Origin of the sequence: Gilliamella sp. G0441 (assembly GCF_050589305.1) — a bacterium.
Classification (GTDB): Bacteria; Pseudomonadota; Gammaproteobacteria; order Enterobacterales; family Orbaceae; genus Gilliamella.
On record NZ_JBNRJF010000004.1, the window covers coordinates 52,528 to 78,274 of the forward strand.

At 36.3% G+C, this 25,747-nt stretch carries 21 protein-coding genes; 10 read left to right on the forward strand and 11 right to left on the reverse strand.

Going from position 1 to position 25,747, the window contains the following annotated elements:
* Nucleotides 1–22: 22 nt before the first annotated feature.
* The 10 genes from murD to yfbR all read left to right on the forward strand — a co-directional run bounded on the left by murD (nt 23) and on the right by yfbR (nt 11,085).
* Nucleotides 23–1,357 carry a UDP-N-acetylmuramoyl-L-alanine--D-glutamate ligase gene (murD, locus tag ACKJXD_RS04980; protein WP_430875700.1) on the forward strand — a complete coding sequence of 445 codons (1,335 nt, stop codon included), beginning with the start codon at nt 23–25 and terminating at the stop codon, nt 1,355–1,357.
* Nucleotides 1,354–2,505, forward strand: a complete 1,152-nt coding sequence (gene ftsW / locus ACKJXD_RS04985) for a cell division protein FtsW (RefSeq protein ID WP_220216593.1) — start codon at nt 1,354–1,356, stop codon at nt 2,503–2,505. The genes murD and ftsW overlap by 4 nt, the downstream gene beginning before the upstream one ends.
* Nucleotides 2,505–3,557 carry an undecaprenyldiphospho-muramoylpentapeptide beta-N-acetylglucosaminyltransferase gene (gene murG / locus ACKJXD_RS04990; RefSeq protein ID WP_220216594.1) on the forward strand — a complete coding sequence of 351 codons (1,053 nt, stop codon included), beginning with the start codon at nt 2,505–2,507 and terminating at the stop codon, nt 3,555–3,557. Before ftsW ends, murG begins: the two co-directional genes overlap by 1 nt.
* 169 nt (nt 3,558–3,726) lie before the next feature.
* Entirely contained in the window at nt 3,727–5,175 is a 1,449-nt protein-coding gene (gene murC, locus ACKJXD_RS04995; protein WP_430875701.1) for a UDP-N-acetylmuramate--L-alanine ligase, read from the forward strand.
* The gene (locus ACKJXD_RS05000) at nt 5,175–6,083 is read left to right on the forward strand and encodes a D-alanine--D-alanine ligase (RefSeq protein ID WP_430875702.1); all 909 of its coding nucleotides are present in this window, start codon (nt 5,175–5,177) and stop codon (nt 6,081–6,083) included. Before murC ends, ACKJXD_RS05000 begins: the two co-directional genes overlap by 1 nt.
* A 15-nt stretch (nt 6,084–6,098) precedes the next feature.
* Nucleotides 6,099–6,932, forward strand: a complete 834-nt coding sequence (locus ACKJXD_RS05005) for an FtsQ-type POTRA domain-containing protein (RefSeq protein ID WP_220216596.1) — start codon at nt 6,099–6,101, stop codon at nt 6,930–6,932.
* 21 nt (nt 6,933–6,953) lie between these two features.
* Nucleotides 6,954–8,207, forward strand: a complete 1,254-nt coding sequence (gene ftsA / locus ACKJXD_RS05010; protein WP_065558886.1) for a cell division protein FtsA — start codon at nt 6,954–6,956, stop codon at nt 8,205–8,207.
* An 81-nt stretch (nt 8,208–8,288) separates the two neighbouring features.
* Nucleotides 8,289–9,428: a cell division protein FtsZ gene (gene ftsZ / locus ACKJXD_RS05015; protein WP_220216597.1), complete on the forward strand. Its 1,140-nt coding sequence runs from the start codon at nt 8,289–8,291 to the stop codon at nt 9,426–9,428.
* 65 nt (nt 9,429–9,493) lie between these two features.
* On the forward strand, nt 9,494–10,408 hold the full coding sequence (gene lpxC / locus ACKJXD_RS05020; RefSeq protein ID WP_220216598.1) for a UDP-3-O-acyl-N-acetylglucosamine deacetylase: 915 nt from the start codon (nt 9,494–9,496) through the stop codon (nt 10,406–10,408).
* 83 nt (nt 10,409–10,491) lie between these two features.
* A complete protein-coding gene (yfbR, locus tag ACKJXD_RS05025; RefSeq protein WP_220216599.1) occupies nt 10,492–11,085 on the forward strand; it encodes a 5'-deoxynucleotidase in 594 nt (197 codons plus the stop codon).
* A gap of 102 nt (nt 11,086–11,187) precedes the next feature.
* Here the strand turns inward: yfbR and ACKJXD_RS05030 are convergent, their stop codons facing one another.
* The 11 genes from ACKJXD_RS05030 to ACKJXD_RS05080 form a co-directional block, all read right to left on the reverse strand.
* Nucleotides 11,188–12,807: an ATP-binding protein gene (locus ACKJXD_RS05030; RefSeq protein WP_430875703.1), complete on the reverse strand. Its 1,620-nt coding sequence runs from the start codon at nt 12,805–12,807 to the stop codon at nt 11,188–11,190.
* 212 nt (nt 12,808–13,019) lie between these two features.
* Complete coding sequence (locus ACKJXD_RS05035; RefSeq protein WP_430875704.1) at nt 13,020–13,151, reverse strand: hypothetical protein; 132 nt, start codon at nt 13,149–13,151, stop codon at nt 13,020–13,022.
* 245 nt (nt 13,152–13,396) lie between these two features.
* A complete protein-coding gene (locus tag ACKJXD_RS05040; RefSeq protein WP_430875705.1) occupies nt 13,397–15,841 on the reverse strand; it encodes an autotransporter outer membrane beta-barrel domain-containing protein in 2,445 nt (814 codons plus the stop codon).
* A gap of 102 nt (nt 15,842–15,943) precedes the next feature.
* Nucleotides 15,944–16,828: a triphosphoribosyl-dephospho-CoA synthase CitG gene (gene citG / locus ACKJXD_RS05045; protein ID WP_430875706.1), complete on the reverse strand. Its 885-nt coding sequence runs from the start codon at nt 16,826–16,828 to the stop codon at nt 15,944–15,946.
* A gap of 125 nt (nt 16,829–16,953) precedes the next feature.
* The gene (locus ACKJXD_RS05050; RefSeq protein WP_430875707.1) at nt 16,954–19,920 is read right to left on the reverse strand and encodes a DNA translocase FtsK 4TM domain-containing protein; all 2,967 of its coding nucleotides are present in this window, start codon (nt 19,918–19,920) and stop codon (nt 16,954–16,956) included.
* Nucleotides 19,921–20,022: 102 nt separating this feature from the next.
* Complete coding sequence (locus tag ACKJXD_RS05055; RefSeq protein WP_430875708.1) at nt 20,023–20,544, reverse strand: gamma carbonic anhydrase family protein; 522 nt, start codon at nt 20,542–20,544, stop codon at nt 20,023–20,025.
* Nucleotides 20,541–21,788 (reverse strand): Bcr/CflA family multidrug efflux MFS transporter, encoded by a 1,248-nt coding sequence (locus ACKJXD_RS05060; RefSeq protein ID WP_430875709.1) that lies wholly within the window; start codon nt 21,786–21,788, stop codon nt 20,541–20,543. The genes ACKJXD_RS05055 and ACKJXD_RS05060 overlap by 4 nt, the downstream gene beginning before the upstream one ends.
* Nucleotides 21,789–21,914: 126 nt before the next feature.
* Nucleotides 21,915–22,604 (reverse strand): 16S rRNA pseudouridine(516) synthase RsuA, encoded by a 690-nt coding sequence (gene rsuA / locus ACKJXD_RS05065; RefSeq protein WP_220216606.1) that lies wholly within the window; start codon nt 22,602–22,604, stop codon nt 21,915–21,917.
* A 13-nt stretch (nt 22,605–22,617) separates the two neighbouring features.
* The gene (locus ACKJXD_RS05070; protein ID WP_430875710.1) at nt 22,618–23,355 is read right to left on the reverse strand and encodes a class I SAM-dependent methyltransferase; all 738 of its coding nucleotides are present in this window, start codon (nt 23,353–23,355) and stop codon (nt 22,618–22,620) included.
* On the reverse strand, nt 23,342–25,369 hold the full coding sequence (gene prlC / locus ACKJXD_RS05075; RefSeq protein WP_430875711.1) for an oligopeptidase A: 2,028 nt from the start codon (nt 25,367–25,369) through the stop codon (nt 23,342–23,344). The genes ACKJXD_RS05070 and prlC overlap by 14 nt, the downstream gene beginning before the upstream one ends.
* Before the next feature lie 92 nt (nt 25,370–25,461).
* Nucleotides 25,462–25,719 carry a BolA family protein gene (locus tag ACKJXD_RS05080; RefSeq protein WP_220216609.1) on the reverse strand — a complete coding sequence of 86 codons (258 nt, stop codon included), beginning with the start codon at nt 25,717–25,719 and terminating at the stop codon, nt 25,462–25,464.
* Nucleotides 25,720–25,747 lie beyond the last annotated feature (28 nt).

A 25,747-nucleotide genomic window follows, 5' to 3' on the forward strand; every position in this document is an offset into this window, starting at 1 on the left:
TAAATTAAATCAGGATTGAATCATGATTAGTTATCAAGGTAAAAATGTTGTTATCATCGGGTTAGGTGTCACAGGGCTTTCTTGTGTTAACTATTTTCTTGCCCAAAATGTTATTCCTAAAGTGATTGATACCCGTTTATTACCTTCAGGATTAGAACAATTAGATCAACGGGTTGCCTATCATTTAGGCGATTTGAATGTCGATTGGCTATTTGATGCGGATTTAATAATTGTCAGTCCTGGTATCGCTCTATCAACCCCTGAACTCAAACAAGCTGCTGATAAAGGTATCGAAATCATTGGTGATATTGAGCTATTTTGTCGTGAAGTTAATCAACAACCCAATAAAAAAATTGTGGCAATCACCGGTGCCAATGGTAAAACGACGGTGACGACATTAGTTGGTGAAATTGTTAAGTCAGCTGGTATCAAAGTGGGTGTCGGTGGCAATATAGGTCAAACTGCGCTCTCTTTACTGGCTCAAGATTGTGATGTGTATGTACTTGAGCTGTCAAGTTTCCAACTTGAAACCACGCACACTTTACATGCAACGGTTGCAACGATTCTGAATATCTCAGAAGATCATATGGATAGGTATCCTTTAGGACTCAAGCAATATGTAGAGGCTAAACAACGAATTTATGTGAATGCAGAATATTGTGTAGTAAATCATGATGATAAATTAACTTTTCCAAAAGACAAAGAAAGTCATAATGTGTTTTTTGGATTATATGCAGGCGATTATCATTTGGATAATGATTGTGCACATTTGATTGCGCAGGAAAAACCTGTTTTATCGACTAAAACAATGAAACTAACGGGAAGCCATAATTATCTCAATGCGTTAGCCGCATTAGCTATTGCAGATAAATTATCAATATCACGACAATCTAGTTTAGCGACAATAGCCAACTTTCATGGTTTACCTCATCGTTTTGAATTAGTTTTGGAACAAAATGGGGTCAAATGGATCAATGATTCTAAAGCAACCAATGTGGGCAGTACGGAAGCTGCTTTGAAAAGTGTTGTATGTCATGGAAAATTATTTTTATTGCTTGGCGGTGATGGAAAATCAGCGGATTTTTCTCCACTAATTCCTTATTTAAAAAATAGTCACCTTGAAATTTTTTGTTTTGGTCGAGATCGTGAGTTATTAGCAAAATTAGCCCCCAACATCACAACAATGACAGCGACATTAGCTGAGGCTATGCAAATAATCGCTCAAAAAGTGGTGGCTAATGATGTCGTTTTACTCTCACCTGCTTGTGCAAGTTTAGATCAATTTAAAAACTATATAGAGCGAGGAAATCAATTTGCACTTCTGGCAAAGCAATATGCCCAAAGGGGTGAAAAATGATCTCGTTGGCCATAAAAAAGCAAGTTAATCCTCATGTCCCTTTTGATAATCAATTGCTTTGGACGATTTTTGGATTGATGATATTCGGCTTAGTGATGGTGACATCAGCGTCAATGTCATCAAATGATAATAATCCTTTTTTCTATACTCAGCGTGAACTCATACAGCTAGGTATTTCGCTTGTTTTGATGTGTATAACGTTATCGATTCCAATGAAACGTTGGCAGCAATTTGGAACTGTATTACTCATTATGACAATTATCATGCTTGTTGCTGTTTTAGGCGTGGGGTCTTCCATTAATGGTGCAGCGAGATGGATTCCGCTAGGCGTATTTAACTTTCAACCGGCCGAGCTTGCTAAATTGGCTTTATTTGTTTTTTTAGCAAGTTATTTGACTCGAAAGTCAGATGAAGTACAAAGTGGATTTTGGGGATTTTTTAAACCAATGGTCGTCATGGCCGTGCTTTCTATTTTACTATTACTTCAACCCGATTTAGGCACAGTTATTGTATTATTTATTGTTACTATTGGAATTCTCTTTATCGCTGGTGCAAAGCTATGGCAATTTATCGCTATTTTATCAACAGGTGTAGTGGCAGTTGTTAGTTTAATTCTGTTTGAATCTTACCGTTTAAAGCGGCTTTTAACCTTTCTCAACCCGTGGGAAGATGCAAATGGAGTTGGATATCAATTAGTCAATTCATTAATAGCAATTGGTAATGGCGGTTTTGCAGGACAAGGAATAGGAAATTCTGTTCAAAAATTAGGTTATTTACCTGAATGTCATACTGATTTTATCTTTTCAATTATTTCTGAAGAGCTCGGTTTTGTTGGCGTTATGATGTTACTGACCTTGCTCTTTCTTTTGACATTTAAAGCTATGGCAATAGGATATCGAGCTTTGAACGAAGGCTCCCAGTTTTCTGGATATTTAGCTTGTGAAATTGGTATTTGGTTCGGATTTCAAACCTTTGTTAACATTGGGGTAACATCAGGTATGCTTCCTACAAAAGGGTTAACATTACCATTTATTAGTTATGGTGGTTCAAGTTTAATTGTTATGAGTATTGCAGTAGCAATATTATTTCGAATCGATTTTGAATTTAGGCAACAACAGGCACAAGCAAGAATAAGGTCAATAAAATAATGAAAAAATTATTAGTCATGGCAGGTGGTACGGGAGGGCATGTTTTTCCAGGTATTGCTGTTGCACATTATTTAATGAAACAGGGTTGGCAAGTCAGATGGCTTGGCACAGCAGATCGAATGGAAGCGCATCTAGTTCCTGCAAATGGTATCGAGATTGATTTTATAGAGATATCGGGTCTACGAGGTAAAGGAATTGGTGCAATGCTAAAAGCACCTTATAAAATTTTAAAAGCGGTTCTACAAGCCAGAAAAATCTTAAAAACTTATCAACCTGATGTTGTACTTGGTATGGGAGGGTATGTGTCTGGGCCGGGTGGCATTGCAGCGAAGACATTAGGAATTCCTGTCGTATTACATGAGCAAAATGGTGTAGCAGGGTTAACTAATAAGTGGCTTGCAAAAATTGCAACTAAAGTTTTACAAGCATTTCCGACTGCTTTTCCAAAAGCTGAAGTAGTAGGAAATCCTGTTCGTGACGATTTATTAACTATTGCTGAACCTAACGAACGTTTTGAAGATCGTCAAGGACCAATTAGAGTTTTAGTTATGGGCGGAAGTCAAGGGGCAAAAGTACTCAATGAGGTTGTTCCTAAGGTAATGACAAAATTGTCCGATAACTTTGTTGTTTGGCATCAAACAGGAAAAGGCATGCTAGAACCTGTTATGCGAGCCTATCAAGATTGTGATATGACGGTAAATAAAGTAACAGAATTTATTACGGATGTGGCAGAAGCCTATCGTTGGGCGGATATTGTGATTTGTCGCAGCGGGGCATTAACGGTAAGTGAAATCGAAGTTGTTGGAATTGGTGCCATTTTCGTCCCATTTATGCATAAAGATCGCCAGCAATTTTGGAATGCTAAATCGCTTTCCGATATTGATGCTGCAAAGATTATTGAACAACCCGACTTTAATAGCGAATCATTAATGAGTGTGTTAAGAAATTTAAATAGAGATAAATTAATCGAAATGGCGGTTAAGGCGAAAAGTCTATCTATCATAAATTCTACCGAAAAGGTAGCAGAAACGTTAAAATCAGTGATAAAATAATTAGTTTTTGATATAACTTTATGTAATAATCTTGTCAAGATGTTTTAGGTAAGGTCGATGTTTAAATAGTAACGGCATTGAGTATAAAAAATAGATTTTTACAAACTTAAATAAGCTCAATAAAAGGTTAACAAAAATACTCAACTAGAAAATAATTAGGAGTTAGATTGTGAATACAAAGGAATTAGCTGAATTAAGAGCAATTATTCCCCAAATGAAACGCGTCAAACATATCCATTTTGTGGGTATTGGTGGTGCCGGTATGGGTGGAATTGCTGAAGTTCTAGCTAATGAAGGTTACGAAATTAGTGGTTCAGATATTGCTGAAAATGCCGTTACCGAACATCTAAAGAAATTAGGCGCAAAAATTATTATTGGTCATGCAGCTGAAAATATAATTAATTCAAGTGTAGTCGTAATCTCTTCCGCAATTTCACAAGATAATATTGAAGTTGTTGCTGCACGGGATGCTCGTATTCCAGTTATTCAAAGAGCTGAAATGCTTGCTGAATTAATGCGTTTCCGATATGGAATTGCTATCGCAGGGACTCATGGTAAAACGACGACAACGGCAATGGTCACCGCTATTTATGCCGAAGCGAAACTTGATCCAACTTTTGTTAATGGTGGTTTAGTTAAAGCAGCGGGTACTCATGCAAAATTAGGTAGTAGCCGTTATTTCATTGCTGAGGCTGATGAAAGCGATGCATCATTTTTACACTTACAACCTATGGTTTCTATTGTTACTAATATTGAACCAGACCATATGGATACTTATCAAGGGAGTGTAGAAAATCTTAAGCAAACATTCATCTCTTTTTTACGTAATTTACCTTTTTACGGTTTAGCGGTGATGTGTTATGACGATCCAATTAACCGTGAATTATTACCGATCGTTGGACGAAAAATTATTACTTACGGTTTTAGTGATGAAGCGGATGTGGTGATTAAAAATTATCGTCAAGAACGAGGTGTCAGTTACTACACTGTGTGTCGTCCAGATCGTAATGATTTAGAAATCGAATTAAATGCACCCGGTAAACACAATGCATTAAATTCAGCTGCGGCAATTATTGCTGCAACAGAAGATGGCATAGATGATCAATCGATCATTAATGCTTTGGCGAAATTTGCTGGTACAAGTCGCCGTTTTGATTTACTAGGCGTTTTTCCGCATGCTAACGGTAAAGATATTATGATGGTTGATGATTATGGTCATCATCCAAGCGAAGTTAATGCAACGATACAAGCGGCTAAAAATGGTTGGCCGGATCGTCGTTTAGTTATGCTATTCCAACCTCATCGATATACACGTACACGCGATTTATTTGATGATTTTGCTCAAGTGTTATCTCAAGTTGATGCGCTTGTTATGTTAGACGTCTATTCTGCTGGTGAGCAACCAATTGCCGGTGCAGATAGTCGTTCTTTGTGCCGTTCAATTCGTAATCGGGGCAAAGTGGATCCAATTTATGTTTCAGATTTAGATCTCTTACCAGAAATGATGAAAGAAATTTTAAAAGGTGGAGATCTGTTATTAACTCAAGGCGCGGGTAGTGTGGGTCGTATTGCACGTCAGTTAGCCGATGCTCAATTTTTTTCAGGAGAAGGTCTATAATGATTGATAAAGTTGCGGTATTGTATGGTGGAACATCTGCAGAGCGAGAAGTTTCACTTAAATCAGGTCAAGCTGTACAAGCAGGATTATTGGCTAATGGTGTTGATGCCCACCTTATTGATACAAGAGACCATCCTATTACCAACTTAAAAGAAGCGGGATTTACTAAAGCATTCGTGATTCTTCATGGGCGTGGTGGTGAAGATGGTATAACACAAGCAATATTAACTTATCAACAAATTCCTTATACTGGTAGTGATGTTTTATCGTCAGCCCTCACTATGGACAAACTAAAAACTAAATTAGTTTGGAAAGCACTGGGTTTACCTGTAGCAGATTATGTTATGGTCGAAAAGGATCAATCAATCGATATTGATGCCATTGTACAACAGCTTGGACTCCCTTTATTTGTAAAACCAAGTCACGAAGGTTCAAGTGTAGGTATGACGCGCGTTAACCAAGCAAATGAACTTAAAACTGCTCTTGAACATGCTTTTAAGTATGATAATTATGTCATGGTTGAATCGTTTTTATCAGGGCCAGAATTTACTGTCGCCATTGTTGGTGATGAAGTATTACCATCAATTTATATTAAACCTGCAACCAAGTTTTATGATTATGATGCTAAATATCTATCTGATTCAACGCAATATTTTTGCCCGAGTGGTTTATCAGATGAAAAAGAGCAAGAGCTCCGTAAATTAGCACTTGATGCTTATAAGGCGGTTGGATGCCGAGGTTGGGGACGAGTTGATATAATGTTTGATGATAATCAAACCCCCTATTTGTTAGAAGTGAACACTGCGCCTGGAATGACAGATCATAGTTTAGTACCAATGGCAGCGAAACAATACGGTTGGTCATTTAACGATCTTGTTAGTCGAATTTTACATTTAGCAACAATATAACTGGCTATATTATTTATGAAGCAAGTAAGGCAAGCCGCTCACCGACGTGAAGGAAAAAAAAAGAGATACTTGCTTATTTTTCGTAGTACAGAGCAATTAGCTGGTTTTTTGTTCTTTATTATGATTGTTTTCGTTAGTGCATGGATTGTCCAAAGCGTAAAAAATTGGATGGAAGATCCAGAACAGATGGTATTGTCGCAATTAACTTTAAGCGGTGAATATACCTATACGACTGAGGATGATCTTAGAGAAGCAATTTTAGGTTTGGGGTTACCAAATACTTATATTGGTCAAGATGTAAATGATATACAACAAGAAATATTAAGATTTCCATGGGTTAAACAGGTTAGTGTACGTAAGCAGTGGCCTGATAAATTGATAGTATATATAGAAGAGTATAAACCTGAGTTTTATTGGAATGATTTGTTTTTACTCGATAAAGAAGGGAATGTATTTAGTGTTCCGCTAGATCGTATAACGGACTTGAAATTACCAAGGCTTTATGGTCCAGAAGGTAAAGCAAAGTCAGCGTTAGAGATTTATTATAAGTTAGATGAACTTTCAAAAAAATTAGCTAACAATCAATTAGCACTGCATATTAAGTCAGCAATAACTGATGAACGCAATGCATGGCAGTTGATGGTAAAACAGTGTATTGGTGATTTTTGTGAAGAAAATCAAGAAATAAAACTGATGTTGGGTAATGAAAATGTAGAGCAACGTTACCAACAATTTATCAAATTATTTCCTGAAATTCAGTCAAAAACACCGAAAGATGAAAGAATTACAGTCGCTGATTTACGTTATGAAAATGGCATTTCAGTACAAAGAGAAAAAATGACACAGTAGGGAATAAATTAAGGCTGAAATATGAAAGCAACAGAAAAAAAATTGGTGGTTGGACTAGAAGTAGGTACTTCTAAAGTACTCGCTCTTGTCGGTGAGGTTCTGCCCGATGGTATTGTTAATATCATCGGTGTAGGTCATTGCCCATCAAAAGGCGTTGATAAAGGTGGTGTGAACGATCTTGAGTCAGTAGTTAAATCAATCCAACGTGCAATTGACCAAGCTGAATTGATGGCTGATTGCCAGATTTCTTCTGTTTATTTGAGTCTTTCTGGTAAACATATTCGCTGTCAAAATGAAATAGGTATGGTGCCAATAGCTGACGAAGAGGTAACTGCTGAGGATGTCGAAAATGTTGTCCACACCGCGAAATCGGTAAGAATTCTTGATGAGCATCGAATATTACATGTTATTGCACAAGAATATTCGATTGATTTACAAGAAGGGATTAAAAACCCAATAGGATTATCAGGTGTACGAATGAAAGCAAAAGTTCATTTAGTGACCTGTCATAATGATATGGCGAGAAATATCGTAAAAGCTGTTGAGCGTTGTGGATTGAAAGTTGATCAGTTGATTTTTTCTGGTTTAGCTTCAAGTTATGCTGTTTTAACTGATGATGAAAAAGAGTTAGGGGTTTGCGTCATTGATATTGGCGGCGGAACCATGGATGTGACAGTTTATACTGGCGGGGCTTTACGGCATTCGGTTGTCATTCCTTATGCTGGAAATGTTGTGACGAGTGATATCGCTTATGCATTTGGTGCTCCTCCAATGGATGCTGAAAATATCAAAATTCGATATGGGTGTGCTGTTGGTTCACTAATCGGAAAAGATGAAGTTATTGATGTACCGAGTGTTGGTGGTCGACCTTCTCGTTCTTTACAACGGCAGACTCTGGCTGATGTGATTGAACCTCGTTATTCAGAACTATTATCATTGGTACAAAAAGAGTTATTATCATTACAAGATGAATTAAAAAAACAAAATGTAAAATATCAATTAGCTGCAGGTATAGTACTAACTGGTGGTGCAGCACAAATAAAGGGAATGGTGGAATGTGCTGAAAAAGTATTTCAAAATCAAGTCCGTGTTGGACAACCGTTAAATATTTCAGGATTAACTGATTATGTACAAAAGCCTTATTGTTCAACAACAGTAGGATTGTTACATTATGGCAAACAAAGTTTATTAAGTGATGATGGCAAAGATAACCATAAGTCATCATTAAAAGGGATAGCTAAACGATTGACCGGTTGGTTTAAAAAAGAATTTTAGCTAATATATTTCAAGAACTTCGTGGACATTGTTGACGGTTATATGTACAATGTCCCTAGATCGTATATTTGGAGATAAGTTATGTTTGAGCCTATGGTTGCAGATGATGAACCAGCAGCAGTCATTAAAGTTATTGGTGTCGGTGGTGGCGGCGGTAATGCTGTTGAACATATGATTGCTGAGCATATTGAAGGTGTTGAATTTTTTGCGGCAAATACTGATGCGCAAGCATTGAAAAGAATTAAGGTAGGTCAAACTATCCAGATCGGCACGAATGTCACTAAAGGACTTGGTGCAGGGGCTAATCCAGAAGTGGGTAGAAACTCTGCCGAGGAAGATCGTGAAGTCATTCGTAATGCAATTGAAGGAGCCGATATGGTGTTTATCGCTGCAGGAATGGGCGGAGGAACAGGCACCGGAGCTGCTCCAGTTGTTGCTGAAATAGCTAAAGAATTGGGTATTTTGACTGTAGCTGTTGTGACTAAACCTTTTGGATTCGAAGGTAAAAAGCGTATGGCTTTTGCTGAACAAGGTATTGCTGAGTTAGCAAAACATGTTGATTCGCTTATTACTATTCCAAATGATAAGCTATTAAAGGTTTTAGGTCGTGGTGTTAAACTATTAGATGCTTTTGCAGCAGCAAATGGTGTGCTGAAAGGTGCAGTCCAAGGTATTGCTGAGTTAATCACCAAACCAGGTCATATTAATGTGGACTTTGCAGACGTTAGAACAGTGATGTCTGAAATGGGATATGCTATGATGGGCTCTGGTCGTGCAAGTGGTGATAATCGAGCTGAGGAAGCGGCTGAAATGGCTATTTCAAGCCCATTACTTGAAGACATCGATTTATCTGGTGCACGTGGTGTGCTCGTTAATGTAACTGCTGGTTTAGATCTTGGCTTAGAAGAGTTTGAAACGGTTGGTAGTACTGTTAGGGCTTTTGCCTCGGACAATGCTACAGTTGTAGTTGGGACTACTTTTGATCCTGATATGTCAGATGAAATTCGTGTAACTGTTGTTGCAACAGGTATTGGCATGGATAAACGTCCTGAAGCAAAAATAACTAAACCGATTCAACAAAACTCATTATTTAGTCAAAATAATACTTTGGCACAACAAGAAGAAAAACTAGCTAAAGTGGTTAATGAGCAATCTATTTCTCCTCTCGAGGAAAATAAGATTTTAGATATTCCTGCTTTTATTCGTAAACAAGCGAATTAAAAGTGAACTTATTTGATTTTTTATTGTCACAATTCAATAGAAACAAATAAACATAGTAGGTGCTAATGAAACAAAGAACATTAAAAAAGACAATACAGACAACTGGTGTCGGTTTACATACTGGCAAAAAAGTTACTTTGACGTTGCGTCCTGCACCTGAAAATACAGGTGTTATTTATAGACGTACTGATTTGAATCCATATGTGGACTTTCCGGTGGATGCAAAATCAGTTCGTGATACGATGCTCTGTACTTGTTTAGTTAATGAAGATAATGTCCGTATTTCAACGGTAGAACATATTAACTCTGCATTAGCAGGGCTGGGGATCGATAATATTATTATCGAAGTCAATGCTCCGGAAATTCCAATTATGGATGGTAGTGCAAGTCCATTTATTTATTTGTTACTTGATGCCGGTATCATTGAACAAAATGCGCTTAAAAAGTTTTTACGTGTTAAAGAAACAATACGCGTTGAAAATGGTGATAAATGGGCTGAAGTAAGACCATTTAGTGGGTTTCGATTGGACTTCACGATTGATTTCCAACATCCTGCTATTGATAGTAGTTCGCAACGTTATCAGCTCGATTTTTCGTCTGAATCTTTTATTCGTCAAATCAGTCGTGCTAGAACGTTTGGTTTTATGCGTGATATCGAAGCATTACAGTCTAAAGGTTTATGCTTAGGTGGTAGTTTAGATTGTGCTATCGTAGTAGATGATTATAAAGTTCTTAATGAAGATGGATTACGTTTTGAAGATGAGTTTGTTCGTCACAAAATGTTAGATACCATAGGTGACTTATACATGAGCGGTCACAACATGATTGGTGAAGTGGTTTGTTATAAATCAGGACACGCTTTGAATAATCAGTTATTACAAGCTTTATTGGCGAAACAAAGTGCGTGGGAGTACGTCACATTTACTGACGAGCAAACCGTACCGCTTGCTTTAGGAACTCAACAACTTGTTTTAGCATAAAAACTGATTGTTGAATTATATAATCTTTAACGCTTCCATTAATATGGAAGCGTTTTTGTTTTTATAACTAATGAGATGATGATATGAATAAAAGCCATTTTTTTGCTCATCTTTCACGATTAAAATTAATTAATCGTTGGCCGTTAATGCGCAATGTCAGAACAGAAAATGTATCTGAGCATAGTCTTCAAGTCGCTTTTGTTGCACATGCGTTAGCAATCATCAAAAACAAATATTTTAACGGACAAGTTAATCCTGAAAGAATCGCTTTATTAGCTATGTATCATGATGCATCCGAAGTGATTACTGGAGACCTGCCTACACCGACTAAATACTATAATCCTCAAATTACAACAGAATACAAAAAGATTGAAAAAATTGCCCAAAACAAGCTAATTAATATGTTACCGCAAGAGTTACAAGATGATTTTAGACGTCTTATTGATGATGATTTTTATGATGAAACAGAAAAAAATATTGTCAAACAGGCCGATGCGTTATGTGCTTATCTTAAAACGATTGAAGAACTCAGTGCCGGCAATAATGAGTTTAGATTGGCTGAACAGCGTTTGAAAAAGACATTGTCTGAACGAGGAAGTCCTGAAATGGATTATTTTTTAGAAATATTTGTGCCAAGTTTTAGTTTATCGTTGGATGAAATCACGTTAGATAAATAACAAATGTTGAAACCTAATTGGAGTTAACTACAATTAGGTAACTTATGTGTTATTTAATTCTCTTTTCATGAGACATATTTAAAATTTATCAGGTCATTGCTATTATGATATTTCTCGATAGAGGACTGCTAATGGCAGTGATATTTTAAAGCATGTTCCTTTTTTCTTACCAAGATTGAATAACTGAATATTACCGCCAAGTTCATCAACACAAGATAAAACCAAATATAACCCCATACCACGATTATCTCCTTTAGTTGAATAGCCTTTTTGAAAGATATGCTGTACATCTTTTTCAGAAATACCTATCCCGTTATCAATGATTTCAATGTAAAAATAGCCGTTTTGGACAGTAAAATTTATCTCTATTTTTTTATCAGCTAAACTATGAACGGCATCTAAACTATTATCGATCAGATTTCCAAGAATAGTGATTAAATGATGAATGACTAAGTGATTAGAAATAGGGGCGATCATACCATTAATGTTAAAAGTTAAGGCTATGCCTAATTCTTTTATTCGACTCAATTTACTATTAAGAAAGCCAGTAATAATGGGTTCTTTAATGTATTGACTAATCTCGTCTAATTCTGGTTGTTTATTGCCAATAATTTCTTCAAGATAATTGACCAGTTCTTGTTTGTTATCTTGATATGCCAGTCCATAAATTACATGCAATTTATTATTAAATTCATGAGATTGCGAACGTAAAGCATCGGCATCACGATTAATACTTGTTAATTTCTTTGATAATTGGCGTATTTCTGTTATATCACGAAAAGAGGTAATGGCTCCGACTAATTTATTATTTACGTATAATGGAATACGGTTAGTCACAATAACCATACCATTAATATTTTGTTCGCAATCATATTCAGCAATCCCCTTGTTCATAACTTCATTTAAACGTGCATTGGGTATAAGAGTGTTAATGGGTTTGCCGATAATGTTTTCCTTACTCTTATCCATATGTAATATTCTAATGGCTTCATCATTAATTTGTGAAATTAATCCATTTTGGTTAATCACGACTATGCCTTCTTTGACAGTTCTAATAATGGCATTACATTCTTCAAAAAGTTGATCTATTTGGTTGGGTTTTAATCTACATATAAGCATCTTAATATAACGAGACAATAAACAGGCTAAAATCACTGTTAAAGTGAATGACACTAATAAAGATAACCAAACAAGTTGACTTGACTTTAAAGCTAAATAATTCATTTTATGGCGTGTTTGTCCAACCAAAACAATACCAATTTGTTGCTGATTATCGTTGTATATAGGGCTGGATGCTGTGATTGGATCGTCTAATGTTCCTTTAGCAGTGGAAAGATATGATGTTTCTTGTAATGCCTTTTGTTCATTGCCCTCTACAAGCTGCTGTCCTGTTTTGCTTTTGTCTAGGTGTGAATACTGTACACCTTGCATATTGAATATTACGACAAAATCAACTGAAGCAAGTTGGCGAACTTGTTCGGTATAATGTTGAATTGCATGTAAATTGTCTGACGTGGGATTACTGACTTGATTAATGAGATTATGATTAGTTGATACTAATTCGGCAATATCTTTAAATCGTTGAGAAGAAAGATGATAAAACTCTTTGTTTATCATATGGATAGTGTAAACATATTGAACAACCACTGAAAATATAAATGCAGCGCAAATCAAACTGATAAGCTTAGTTTTAAGCGTTAATTGATTAAACATATATTTCATATTTTATTCTTCAGCAATAAAATTGACGATTCAACAATACGAATGCAGGTGAAAAAATCATTCATTAAATACGCGATTAAAAGATTTCATATTCTTTCGATTTAATTAATGATTTTTGGGCTATTGGTTGTATTGTTGACTTATTTATCAACATGTTAGTAAACTTCGATTTAAATGCATTCGGTAAAATAGATTTAACAGCATGGTTATCTTTAGTATTGAATCTTAAATAAACTCTTATCCGTGGATAAAGTGGTATGTAGAAGCTGATTGTCTAAAGCATGACGAAATTTATACTGTCGTTTTGTACTTAATGCCAACGTTTTTTCTTCAAAGATTGTCATAACGCATTCCTTATGTTTGATAATAGTGTTAAGAGCTAAAATCAGAAGAGTAAATAAGTAAATAGCTAATTTTTATTAAAGACATCAGTGATAAATATACGTTTTTTGTCATTAGAAGGTCGTTTACAAATGACACTGAATATTGAGAACGATTAGAAAGATATTATTTAGTATAAAACTAAGGTGATACATTTTACCACCATAGTTTTATATTGCGAACGTTAATACAATTAAATTTGAATTTTTTAAAAATCTATCTTAGCAGCTGCTGTTATATAACGACTATTCTTTTTACTTTGACCAAAGTACTGATAATCAAGATTTAAATTTATCAACTGATATTGATAATTGATTCCAGCCCCTAAATTATATTGATTTTTAGTCCTGTTTGATGAATAGCTACGCATTTTAGATAAACCATTGATACCATTAAGAGTAATATCACTATCAAATTTGTTGCGACTAAAATTAAAAGTATAGCCGGTTTGACCCGTTAAAGTTAATTGACTATCCTTATTTTTGAAGAAAGAATATGTTGTGGTCAAATCAAGTGGCATCAATACTGCAGAATTTGTCGCTTGACCATATTTAACCAAGTTGATTTGATTATAGCTAACATTGTGAGCACTATTTTCGGTATGAATATAAGTTAAACCAATACTTGGAATCATTGCAAATTCTTCGGTATTTTGCCAATGATAGCCAACAGCACCACCAAAATTCCACGTTCTATTATTAAATTTTTCCTTAATAGTATTAAAACTATCGTGAGTTTTTAAATCATTTTTTCCAAAGGAATAACCTGCGAACGTTGATCCCAGTATATTATTAGGAAATTTATAACTGGTGTATAACTGAATTTGATATTGATGGATATCAGAATCATTTGATGAAGCCGCTTTATCCTTATATTTACCAGTGGAATAACCAATGGCACTACCCACTAAAAGATTATCGATAACTTCTTTATCGAACCCGAGCATAAACCCATTAGAAGTGTATTTATATCCAGAAATGCCCTGATTATTATCGGTATTTTCATAATGGTGAGTCAGGTTAACCCATAAATTATTTTCTTCACCTTGGTTTAGATGAAATTGGTGAACTCGTCTATCTAAAATGGCTTTGGTATCATTCAGTGAATTCATTGCGATTTCAGTTAAATGTAAACCATGATTATTATTATAAAGCCCAGCGATATTTTGATTAAAAAATAGTGTCGTTCCTTTTGATTCAATGGCTAAATTACCACGTGCCATATTGCTGAGTATTTGCCAATTTAATTCCCCAGCTTTGGTATTAGTTTTACTTATCATTTCATTATTGTTTGTGTTATACATTGATTCATAAGCGACTTTCACTAAATTATTAGTAAAGCGTTTAGCGACATTTTTTGATGAAGTACCTGATTGTTGATAATAACGTGAGATTTGGCGTTTAGCCGCATTTTTTGCATTTTTTGCATCATCGAAATTGGTGACATTACTCGCATTGACAAATACAAGTTCATTCCCCGATTGCTTAAAGTTCAAGTCCCCATAAATATTTTGAATAAGTGGTTTTAGTTGACCGTTTTGAATAGGGTGGATACTTAATTTATTCTCTGCGGCTAAAACTGTCGCATTTACATCGGTTGTCGTATATTTCAATCCATTTTTGATAAAGTCATCTGTTGCTGAAAATTTGGCATTAGATGAAAGATTGATGTTATCACCGCGTATCACATTGACCTGTTTGGTATCAGAAATACCAAAGCTAACGATACCATCAATATTGAGTTGAGATGTCTTATTGGTTTGATCACTAATTGATAGTGATCCTTTAGACGATTCTATTGTCGCATTTTTACCAACATTTAATTCACCATCTGATGCAAGTTTTATAAAACCATTACCACGGCTTGCACTCAATATGGCTTGATCTACGACATCAAAATTACCACCACGGCTGACATCAACCGTTCCTTCACGCATGACAATCATTTTGCCTGTTTTACCAATTAAAACAGAAGAGCGATTTGAATCCTTATTTGTCGTTTCTAAAACTGTTTTTGCACCAATAATTTCAATGTCTCCCCCTGTTAAATTAAAGGTACGGGTGGTTAGTCTGGCAGGGGCAGAGGCGGTGCCAGCTAGATGATTATCACCACTACGAATATTCGTATCACCGTCAACAATAACCGTTGTTTTTCCTGTAGAATTTGTACCGGTGCGCATAACGTTACCGGCTAAAATCATTAACCCACCTCGTTGTTTATCTGCCCCTAACTCAACATTAATATCACCTGAAACATGAACGTTAATATCGTGCTCTATAGGATCAAAAGGAAAATCCTTGTGTAATCCTAAATATTGGGTGAAGAATTTGGTATCAAATTTACCAATCCACGTGTCATTATAGATTTGAAAATTGCCTTTGATGAACATGTTAATGTCACCTTGTGCATTTGAGGCGGATTCGGTAGCTGTTTTGCCACTAAAACCCAAATGGAAAGATGCATCATCTTTAATCGTTAAACCATTTTCTGCAATAATATTCACAGGTGTAGTGCTGCTATTTGTTAAAAAATAACGTTCATCGATTTGGTTGAAAGGTAAAACGATGTCTGTAGTCACATCATGATTGTAAGCTTGTACATAATTGGCGCTAAAAGCACTGATTACTAATAAAGATATTGATTTCAATTTCATTGTTTTTTTAAATTAATTTAATACTTTGGGGATGAAATAATATATTATTAGTAATGATAATCAATATTATTTTTAATTTTTTTTGATCAATATCATTTTTTGCTAGTATTGAGACAAAAACCAGGTTATTGCAATAAGATCAGCAGAACCACCAGGACTTAAATTACGTTCAATCAACTTATTATCAAGTTGAGTGAATAGCTGAATGCCATCTGGGTGTGTAATGCCACCTTGTAAAATAATCTGCTTAGCTTGTTGTTTGACAAAGTTTAAACCATCAAGCCCACCTCTTGATACCAAATTGGTATCCTGATTATAGGCAAGCAAATACAATAGTGCTTGTAATAGTGAATCTTCTTCACTATAACCATTTTGTTGCATCTGGTTGTAAATAGGGAGCGAGATATTTCTTGCTGTTGCATAACCGGATTCCGCTTCTCCTCGGGCGCCAGATAGGTTGTGTAGTTTAAATAGCTTTTCACCGACTGATTTTATTTGAGGATTTTGTTTAAGCTCATGATCAACAATGCCTTGGCAAATTGTCGACACTTCATTGCTGATACTTTGAATATTGATTTGTCGTTGTTGTTTCGTTAATCTACCAATAGCGCCAAGTAGCAAACCAAAAGCAAAAATCCCACCTTTATGGGTGTTAATTTGATGTGTAGCATGGTACATCGCTTGTTCACACTGTATCCCAATAGGTCTTATATCAGTTAAAAAAAGATGAGGATCTTTATTTGCTGAATCTATTCCATACTGATAGAAGGGTTCAAACCAACATGATATTGCCTCAATACTGGCAATAAAAGTTTGAAAATTCATATCTCGGTGCGCACCGTTATTATTCATATCAACCAGCCCAGGTTTGGGCGATAAGCATATCTCTCTGATTAGAGCTTTAATGGCAAATTGTACTGGTAAAGATTGCTGATCTTTAATCAGTTTTGATTCTATGAATGCCACTTGCTTTGAATAATCGTTCATTATTGATTCATACCTATATGAAATGTCAAACTTGCTTATCTTTTTGAAATTGTTAGAAAAGGTAACTGAATGAATTAAACCGTCACATTACCAATCTATTTGAAAATAGATTGGTAATTAAAGAACTAGTAATCATTATGCGATGATGTAGCAAGTACTTCACGATTTCCATTGTGGCTAGGCGCACTGATTATGCCTTCAACTTCCATTTGCTCCACAATTCTTGCTGCTCGGTTGTAACCAATTCTAAATTTTCGTTGAACGCTTGAAATTGAAGCTCGGCGAGTTTCAACAACAAATTCCACAACCTGATCGAATAGGGGATCCAGCTCTTCGTCCAGACTATCTGAACTACCGCTTTCGCCGTCATCGGTGGCTACGGTGACATTTTCAATGTATTTTGGCGTACCACGTGCTTTCCAATCTTGAACGACCGCATGGACTTCTTCATCACGGACAAACGCACCATGAACACGAATCGGAATTGAACTATTCGGCGCAAGATATAGCATATCCCCCATACCAAGTAACGATTCAGCCCCCATTTGATCCAAAATAGTGCGTGAGTCTATTTTACTCGATACCGTAAAAGCGATACGCGTAGGGATGTTGGCTTTGATTAAACCTGTAATTACATCCACGGATGGACGTTGCGTGGCTAATACAAGGTGAATACCAGCAGCCCGTGCTTTTTGAGCAAGCCTTGCAATCAATTCTTCGACTTTTTTACCCACCGCCATGATAAGATCGGCAAACTCATCAACCATGACGACAATATAAGGTAATTTTTCCAATGTCGGCATATTGAGATCCATACTGTCGGTTGGTTTCCAAAGTGGATCGGGAATCGGTCTACCCATTTCTTCAGCTTGTTTAATTTTTTCATTATAACCAGCAATATTACGTACACCTAAAACTGACATAAGTCGGTAACGCTTTTCCATCTCATTAACACACCAATTAAGGGCGTTAGCGGCGTCTTTCATATCGGTGACGACTTGTGTTAATAGATGCGGGATCCCTTCATAAATTGACAGCTCAAGCATTTTAGGGTCAATCATAATAAAGCGAACATCTTCTGGCGATGATTTATATAAGATGCTTAAAATCATGGCATTGACACCAACGGATTTACCTGACCCTGTGGTACCAGCAACCAATAAATGTGGCATTTTTGCTAAATCGGCAACCACAGATTGCCCTGAGATATCTTTACCTAACACAACCGTAAGTGGCGATTGGGCATTTCTAAATTGTGGGCTGTCTAAAACTTCTCTAAAGTAGACTGTTTGTCGATTTTTATTCGGTAACTCTATGCCAACATAAGGTTTGCCTGGAATGACTTCTACCACACGTACAGATGGCATTGAAAGCGAGCGTGCCAAATCCCGATCTAGCGTAGAAATACGAGCAGCTTTGATACCCGGTGCAAGTTCAATTTCAAAACGAGTAATAACCGGCCCCGGCATATAATCGACAACTTTCGCTTTGACTCGATAGTCAGAAAGGCTTTTTTCGATCAATTCTGACATCGCATTTAAGGCTGCATGATCCACTTCAATGCGTGCTGTTGGTGGTGCAGTAAGTAAGTTTAATGACGGTAGCGGTGTAGTTGGTTTTGGTAGTGGTTTATCATCACGTCTTAATAATGGGTGAATCAAACTTTCTCCATCATCATTTTCTTCCTCTTCGCTGTCACTATCACGCAAAGTTAAAGTGTGTACTTGAGTCTCCTCTAGCCTTACCTCTTCTGGATAAATGTCATCTATAATTGGGTTTTCTTGTTTAAGAATGTCTATATCGACATCTTCAGGTGGTTGTGTTACTTGGTTTTCAACCTCAAAATTATGCTGAGTTTCAACTTTTGTGTTATAAGGTGTATTTATTTCTTTGAAATATGATATTTCTCTCGTTAGTTCATCTTGTGTTGCAACGATTGGACTATCAGGATTAGCTTCGTGCGCATTATGCGTTAAGGTAAATAACGGTTTGCTCGGCGCATCGGTGATCGTGTATTTATCTTCTTCGAAAGGTTCTGTTAATGCAGGCTCTTTAGTGAGTGTGTCTTCACCGACAGTTTGAATTATTTGGTCTTGATTTTGTTGTTCATTGATATTTTTCAAAATCAGTTCCATTCGAGCTAAGATATCACTTTGATTAAGTTCAGTACTACTCTTTTTACCAGATTTTAAGGCGGATGGTTGAGTTTGTTTCGAAGTTGTTTCCAGTGTTTGTAGTAGCTCAGCAGCTGTTTTTATGAGTTGTTCATTATCGTTAGCGGCTAAAGATGCTATCGAACTATCAGTTGTTTTATTAATGGTTGTGCCTGATGTTGGTTCAATATTTTCAATGTTAATATTTGTTTGAAAATCATCCATAGTATCTAATTGACTACTATTTGAATTGATTGACATTGTGATTTGGGGCTCTTGATCGTTAGGTAATTTTTGAGTTCTATGTTCAGTATCTGTTTGATTAAGGTGATTGACACCACGAGACAGTAATAACCATTTCATAGGTGTAAGCAAAAACATAATAAAAGCACCAAGTTTTTCAATTATGTAAAGCCAAGATAGACCCGTTAATAAAGTAACACATGCAAAACAAACAGCAAGAAGAATCAAAGAAAGGCCAAAGTTATTCATCATAGGTAAAAGATTTTCTATGACGATTGAACCAAGATAACCACCAGCTTCAAATTCGCTTGGATCACTAATATTTAATGCAAAAAAACCCGTACTACTAAAAACGAAGGCTAAAATGCCAATTATCCGAAAAGAGATACTGAAATAATTTATTGGTTCGTTAGCACTTCGATAAAAATAACCAACTAACTGTATGCAAATAAATGCAATGATGACAGGTAAACTAAATGCAATATAGCCTAGAAATTGGAACAAAATATCGGATAGATAAGCACCAATCAAACCGCCGAAATTACTGATCGGGTAATGCCAAGCCGTACGTGACCAACCAGGATCCGATGAGTTATAAGTAGATAGTGATAAAAACAAGCAAACAGATAATCCTATTATCGCAAGTAGGATAAGTTCAATTATTATCTGTTTTCCTGTGATTTTTTGCTTTTTCAAACATGTACCTTAAAAATATCGCAGTAAATGGTTGGCATTTTACCATAAATTGCAATATCTCACAGAGTGAATATGTTTAAATCACAATTTATTGGGCTACGATTAATCGATAATATAGAGTGTTTTATTGAATCTTTCGCCATTTTGTACATAATGTTGTGCATTTTCAATATTGGTTGCGATTTCGGCTTCAGTTAATTTACGTACAATTTTAGCTGGTGAGCCAAGAATTAAACAACCTTCTTCATAGGGCAGACTATGGGTAACAAGAGAATTAGCGCCAACTAAACAGTTTTTGGCAATTTTAGCACCATTCAATATGGTACTGCCCATGCCAATTAGAACATTATTTTCAATGATACAACTATGAAGAATAACGTTATGTCCAACGGTGACGTTTTCACCCACGATACACGGAATATTCTTTTCAATATGTATCGTTGAATTATCTTGTATATTGCTATTTTTGCCAATGTGAATAGGAGCGATATCACCTCGTAAAACGGCATTAAACCAAATTGAAACACCTTCTTCTAAAACTACATTGCCAATGATATCCGCCGAATTAGCTATAAAACAGCATTGATGAATTTGTGGTTTTAAATCACCCAATTGATAGATCATTGTTCATTCCTTCTAAAAGATTTTATGCTCAAAAATAAAATGACGGCAGTAAAATTACAAATTACCATTGAACCAACCATAAACCATTCACTCATATTATGATTGACGGTTGCTGTCGTATGATTAGAGACTAAACTAGAAAGGATTACACCAATAGCCCCCGCTACCGCAAATCGAAGTGTGCCAGCCAGCGAAGATGCCGTGCCTGCAATATGAGAATAGAAATCCAACACCACCGCCATACTGTTTCCACCAATCGTTGATATACAACCAATATAACCTGCTACACAGATAACTAAGTAGATAAAGCCTAAATCTGTTATTGTTACCACTGCAAGTGCGATAGCCATGATAAATTGAATTAAAAGCCCAAATTGCATCATTTTGATTGAACCGACACGGCGAACAAAACGGCTATTAATCGTATTCATTATAATCATTACGGTAATATTGAGGGCAAAATAATAACCAAAATGAATCGATTCGACACCATGCAAGTTCATATAGACAAATGGCCCTAAACTAAGAAATGAGAATAATCCAGCACCTGAAAATGCGCCGATCATCATATACGTCAATACTTGTCTATGCCGAAATAACGTTATGAAATTACTGAGAATACGCGTTAAACTAAATTTATCTCGTTTGGATTGACTTAATGTTTCAGGAATAGCCGTAAAAACGAATACCAAACACAACAATGCAATTAACCCAAGGGCAAAAAAATTGGCTTGCCAATTAAACCAATATAGTACAAATCCGCCAATAATCGGCGCAAGTAGCGGAGCGACATTTGAGATTAACATAACAAAAGACATCATTTTAGAAAACTCATCACGATCACGATAAATGTCTTTCATTAATGCATTCACAACGATAGCTGTTGTGGCAGCAGCTATACCATGAAAAAATCGAGCCGTAATCAATTGATGAATGTTGGCCGCAATTCCACAACTTATAGAAGCTAATATGAAAATAATTAACCCAAAAATTAAGACATAACGGCGCCCATAGCTATCAGTTAAAGGACCAAAAATGAGTTGACCAAATGAAAATCCCAATAAATAACAACTAATGGTGAGCTGCACAGTTGCATCAGAAACATGAAAATTTTCGGCGATGGTTGGCATACTTGGTAAGTACATATCTATGGATAGTGGCATTAACATAGATAATAATCCAAGAATAAAAATAAGTGCTTTTTTCGAGATGTTGATCTCTACTGGTTTGTCATAGGGCTGCACGTAGCGATTCCTTCATGGATTGTTTGCTTTCATAAGTTATTAACTTGTCACTCTTTGATAATAATGGCACGTTTAATTTTGCTTGATCATTAAATTCACCAGTTAATGACGGTTTTATATTGGCTATTAACAAAATGATTCAATCTCATCTTCCGTAAGCGGACGATATTCGCCTTCAGGAACATCGAGAATAATATTGCCAATTTGTTTGCGATGCAAGGCAGTAACATGATTGTTTACCGCCGCAAACATCCGTTTAACTTGATGATAACGTCCTTCGCTAATGGCTAACTCCGCATGATATTCATCGATGATTGTGAGTTTAGCGGGTTTTGTCAGTGTTTTTTCACTTTTTAACTGGATACCATTGTGAAATATTTCAATTAAATTATCGGTTAATGGGTGTTCAACCGTCACTTGATAAACTTTTTCGCAATGGTGTTTAGGAGACGTAATGCGATGTGACCACTGACCGTCATCAGTTAATAACACAAGTCCAGTCGTATCAAGATCCAATCGTCCCGCTGCATGAAGTTTTTCAGACATGGGTTCATCAATAAAATAGAGAATTGTTGGATGATCAGGATCATCCGTCGAGCAGACATAGCCTTGAGGTTTATTCAACATAAAGTAGCGGTTTTGTGTGATAGGGATGATTTCATAACCATCGTATTCGACAAGTTGTTCCGGACTAAGTTGATAAGCCCCTGATTTTATGATCTCACCATCGACGGTAACTTTTTTGGCTTTTAATTCCTTATTGACGATTGTACGGCTAATGCCTAAATGGTGAGCGAGAAATTTATCTAATCGCATAATATTAACATTCCTATAGTGCACTGACAGGGGTATATATATCAAATCGGTGATTTTTGGTTTTAATTTCTGCGGTTGGTTTTTCATTGGCTAGAAAAGGTGCAGAATCCGGTCTTTTTACGACAACCCGTTTTTTAGCTAAGCGCCTTGCCGGTTCAAGTAGACTATCAGCATCACTATCACTCCCCACCAATTGTTGAAAAATACGCATTTCTTTTTTGACTAGCGCACTTTTTTGACGATGTGGAAACATCGGGTCAAGGTAGACAACATCTGGTTTTTCTGGATAGGACTCAAGTCCAGTAATACTCGAATGATAGATAAGATGTAAATGCTGCTGTAGCCAACTACCAATATTGGGATCTTGATAGGCACGTTGTAGACCATCGTCTAACAAAGCCGCAACGACAGGATGTCTTTCAAACATGGTGACATGACAACCTACAGCCGCTAATACGAATGCATCACGTCCAAGCCCAGCCGTTGCATCCACGACGGTAGGTAAGTAATCACCTTTTACCCCAACAGCTTTTGCTATCGCTTCACCGCGTCCTCCGCCAAATTGACGGCGATGCGCCATGGCGCCAGAGGTAAAATCAACAGAGATGGCACCTAATTTAGGCTCATCTGTTTTTTGTAACGCTAGCTGATCATGTTGATTAAGTAGGACAAATGGAAGATCTGCATGTGTGGATAACCACTGCTCAGCTAATTGGCTTAGCTGAGCAGAATGAGTACTAGTGGATACCATAGTGACGAAGTAAAGCCTCTAGTTGGGGTTCACGACCTCGGAAGTTTTTGAACAGTGTCATAGGTTCATCGCTTCCACCTTGCGATAAAATATTATCAAGGAAAGCATTTCCCGTTTTCGTATTGAAAATGCCTTCTTCTTCAAAACGAGAAAAGGCGTCAGCAGATAATACTTCAGCCCAAAGGTAACTATAATAACCCGCAGCATAACCTCCAGCAAAGATATGGCTAAAGGCATGAGGGAATCGCCCCCATTCAACAGTTGGTACCACAGCGACTAATTCTCGAACTTGCTTTAATGTTTCTAAAATATCAGGATCTTTTTGACTATGAAGTTTAAAATCAAACAGTCCAAACTCTAACTGACGTAAAATAAATAGCGCTGCTTGATAATTTTTAGCATCTAACATTTTTTCAAGCATTTCAGCAGGTAAAGGTTCACCTGTTTCATAATGTCCAGAAATAAACGCTAATGCTTCGGGTTCCCAGCACCAGTTTTCTAGAAATTGGCTTGGTAATTCAACTGCATCCCATGGCACACCATTGATTCCTGCAACAGAAGAGACATCAATTTCAGTCAGCATATGATGAAGTCCATGTCCAAACTCATGAAATAGCGTTGTGACTTCATTATGTGTGAATAGTGCAGATTTATCGCCAATAGGGCGGTTAAAATTGCAGGTTAAATAAGCAACTGGTTTTTGCACGTGACCATCAGCAAAACGCATACGACCAATACAATCATCCATCCATGCGCCGCCTCGTTTATGTTCACGAGCATATAAGTCAAGGTAAAAGCTACCTTTTAATTCACCATCTGTATTATAAAGGTCATAAAATTTAACTTCAGGATCCCAAACTTCGACCCCTTGTCGTTGTTTTGCCGTAATGCCAAATACACGATGAACAACTTCAAATAGACCATTTATAACAGTTTGCTCTGGGAAATAAGGGCGCAACTCTTCATCATTGATGGTATAAAGATATTGTTTTTGTTTTTCACTGTAATAAGCTATGTCCCAAGGTTTAATATCACTAGCGCCAAAAAATTCGTAAGCATATCGTTTTAAATCGGCGAGTTCTTTTTCGCCTTGCGGTTTTGCCTTACTTGCTAAATCAGTTAAAAATTCGATGACTTGCTGTGTAGATTCAGCCATTTTAGTTGCCAAGGATTTATCAGCATAAGTCTCAAAGCCTAATAAATGTGCTAGCTCATCACGCAATGATAAAATTTGTTTTATTATTTCAGTATTATCCCATTTACCTGCGTTGGGTCCTTGGTCTGATGCTCTTGTATTATAAGCTTGATAAAGCTCAAAACGCAGATCACGATTATCACAGTAAGTCATAATAGGTAAATAACTTGGGATATCAAGGGTGAGTAACCAGCCTTCTTGACCTTTGGCTTTGGCTTGCTCTTTAGCTGCGGCTAATGCACTTTCTGGCATGCCTGAAAGATCATCTAAATTTGTGATTAATTTAGTCCACCCCATGGTCGCATCTAAAACATTATTACTATATTTGGAGGAGAGTTCTGAAAGTTTAGCAACGATTTCACCATAGCGCTTTTGTTTATCTTCAGGTAATCCGATTCCGGATAACTCAAAGTCACGTAATGCGTTATCGATCACCTTTTTTTGCGCTTTAGTTAGTTTGGTATACTCTTCACTTTCTTTAATCTGTTTGTAGGCTTGATAAAGCGGTTTATGTTGTCCAACCCATGTGCTGTATTCTGATAATAATGGCAAACAAGCTTCATAAGCCTCTCTCAGTTGAGGGCTGTTTTTTACAGAATTAAGGTGGCTAACGGGAGACCATGCTCGACTAAATTTTTCATCCATTTCATCGATAGGCTGGATGAGATTATCCCAGGTATATTGACTATTTTTAGTTAATACGGTTTCAATTGTATGACGACAATTTTTTAAAGCCTCTTGTATTGCAGGTAAAACATGTTCAGGCTTAATTTTTGAAAATAAAGGGAGTGGTGCATCTATTAGTAATGGGTTTGTCATTTTGTGATACCTTTGTACAATGATATTGTTGTTTTATTAAATATCAGGTTATGGAAATAGCCATAAATCCATCATTACAATGGATAGGATAACTATAATCCCATTAATTTCCGCTCACGTTGCCATTCTGTTGGAGTATAGGTTTTAATTGATAAAGCATGAATACGATTGTCATTAATAAATTCTGCTAAGGGGGCATAAATTGCTTGTTGCTTTTTTACTCTGCTTAGATCTGCAAATAATTCACCAATAGCAATGACCTGAAAATGACTACCATCATTAGTCATGACATGCACTTCTTCGAGATCGAGTGAACTTTTTAATTTATCTATTATCTGCTGTTTGTCCATTGTTGAAACTCATTTTTTGAATGATTTT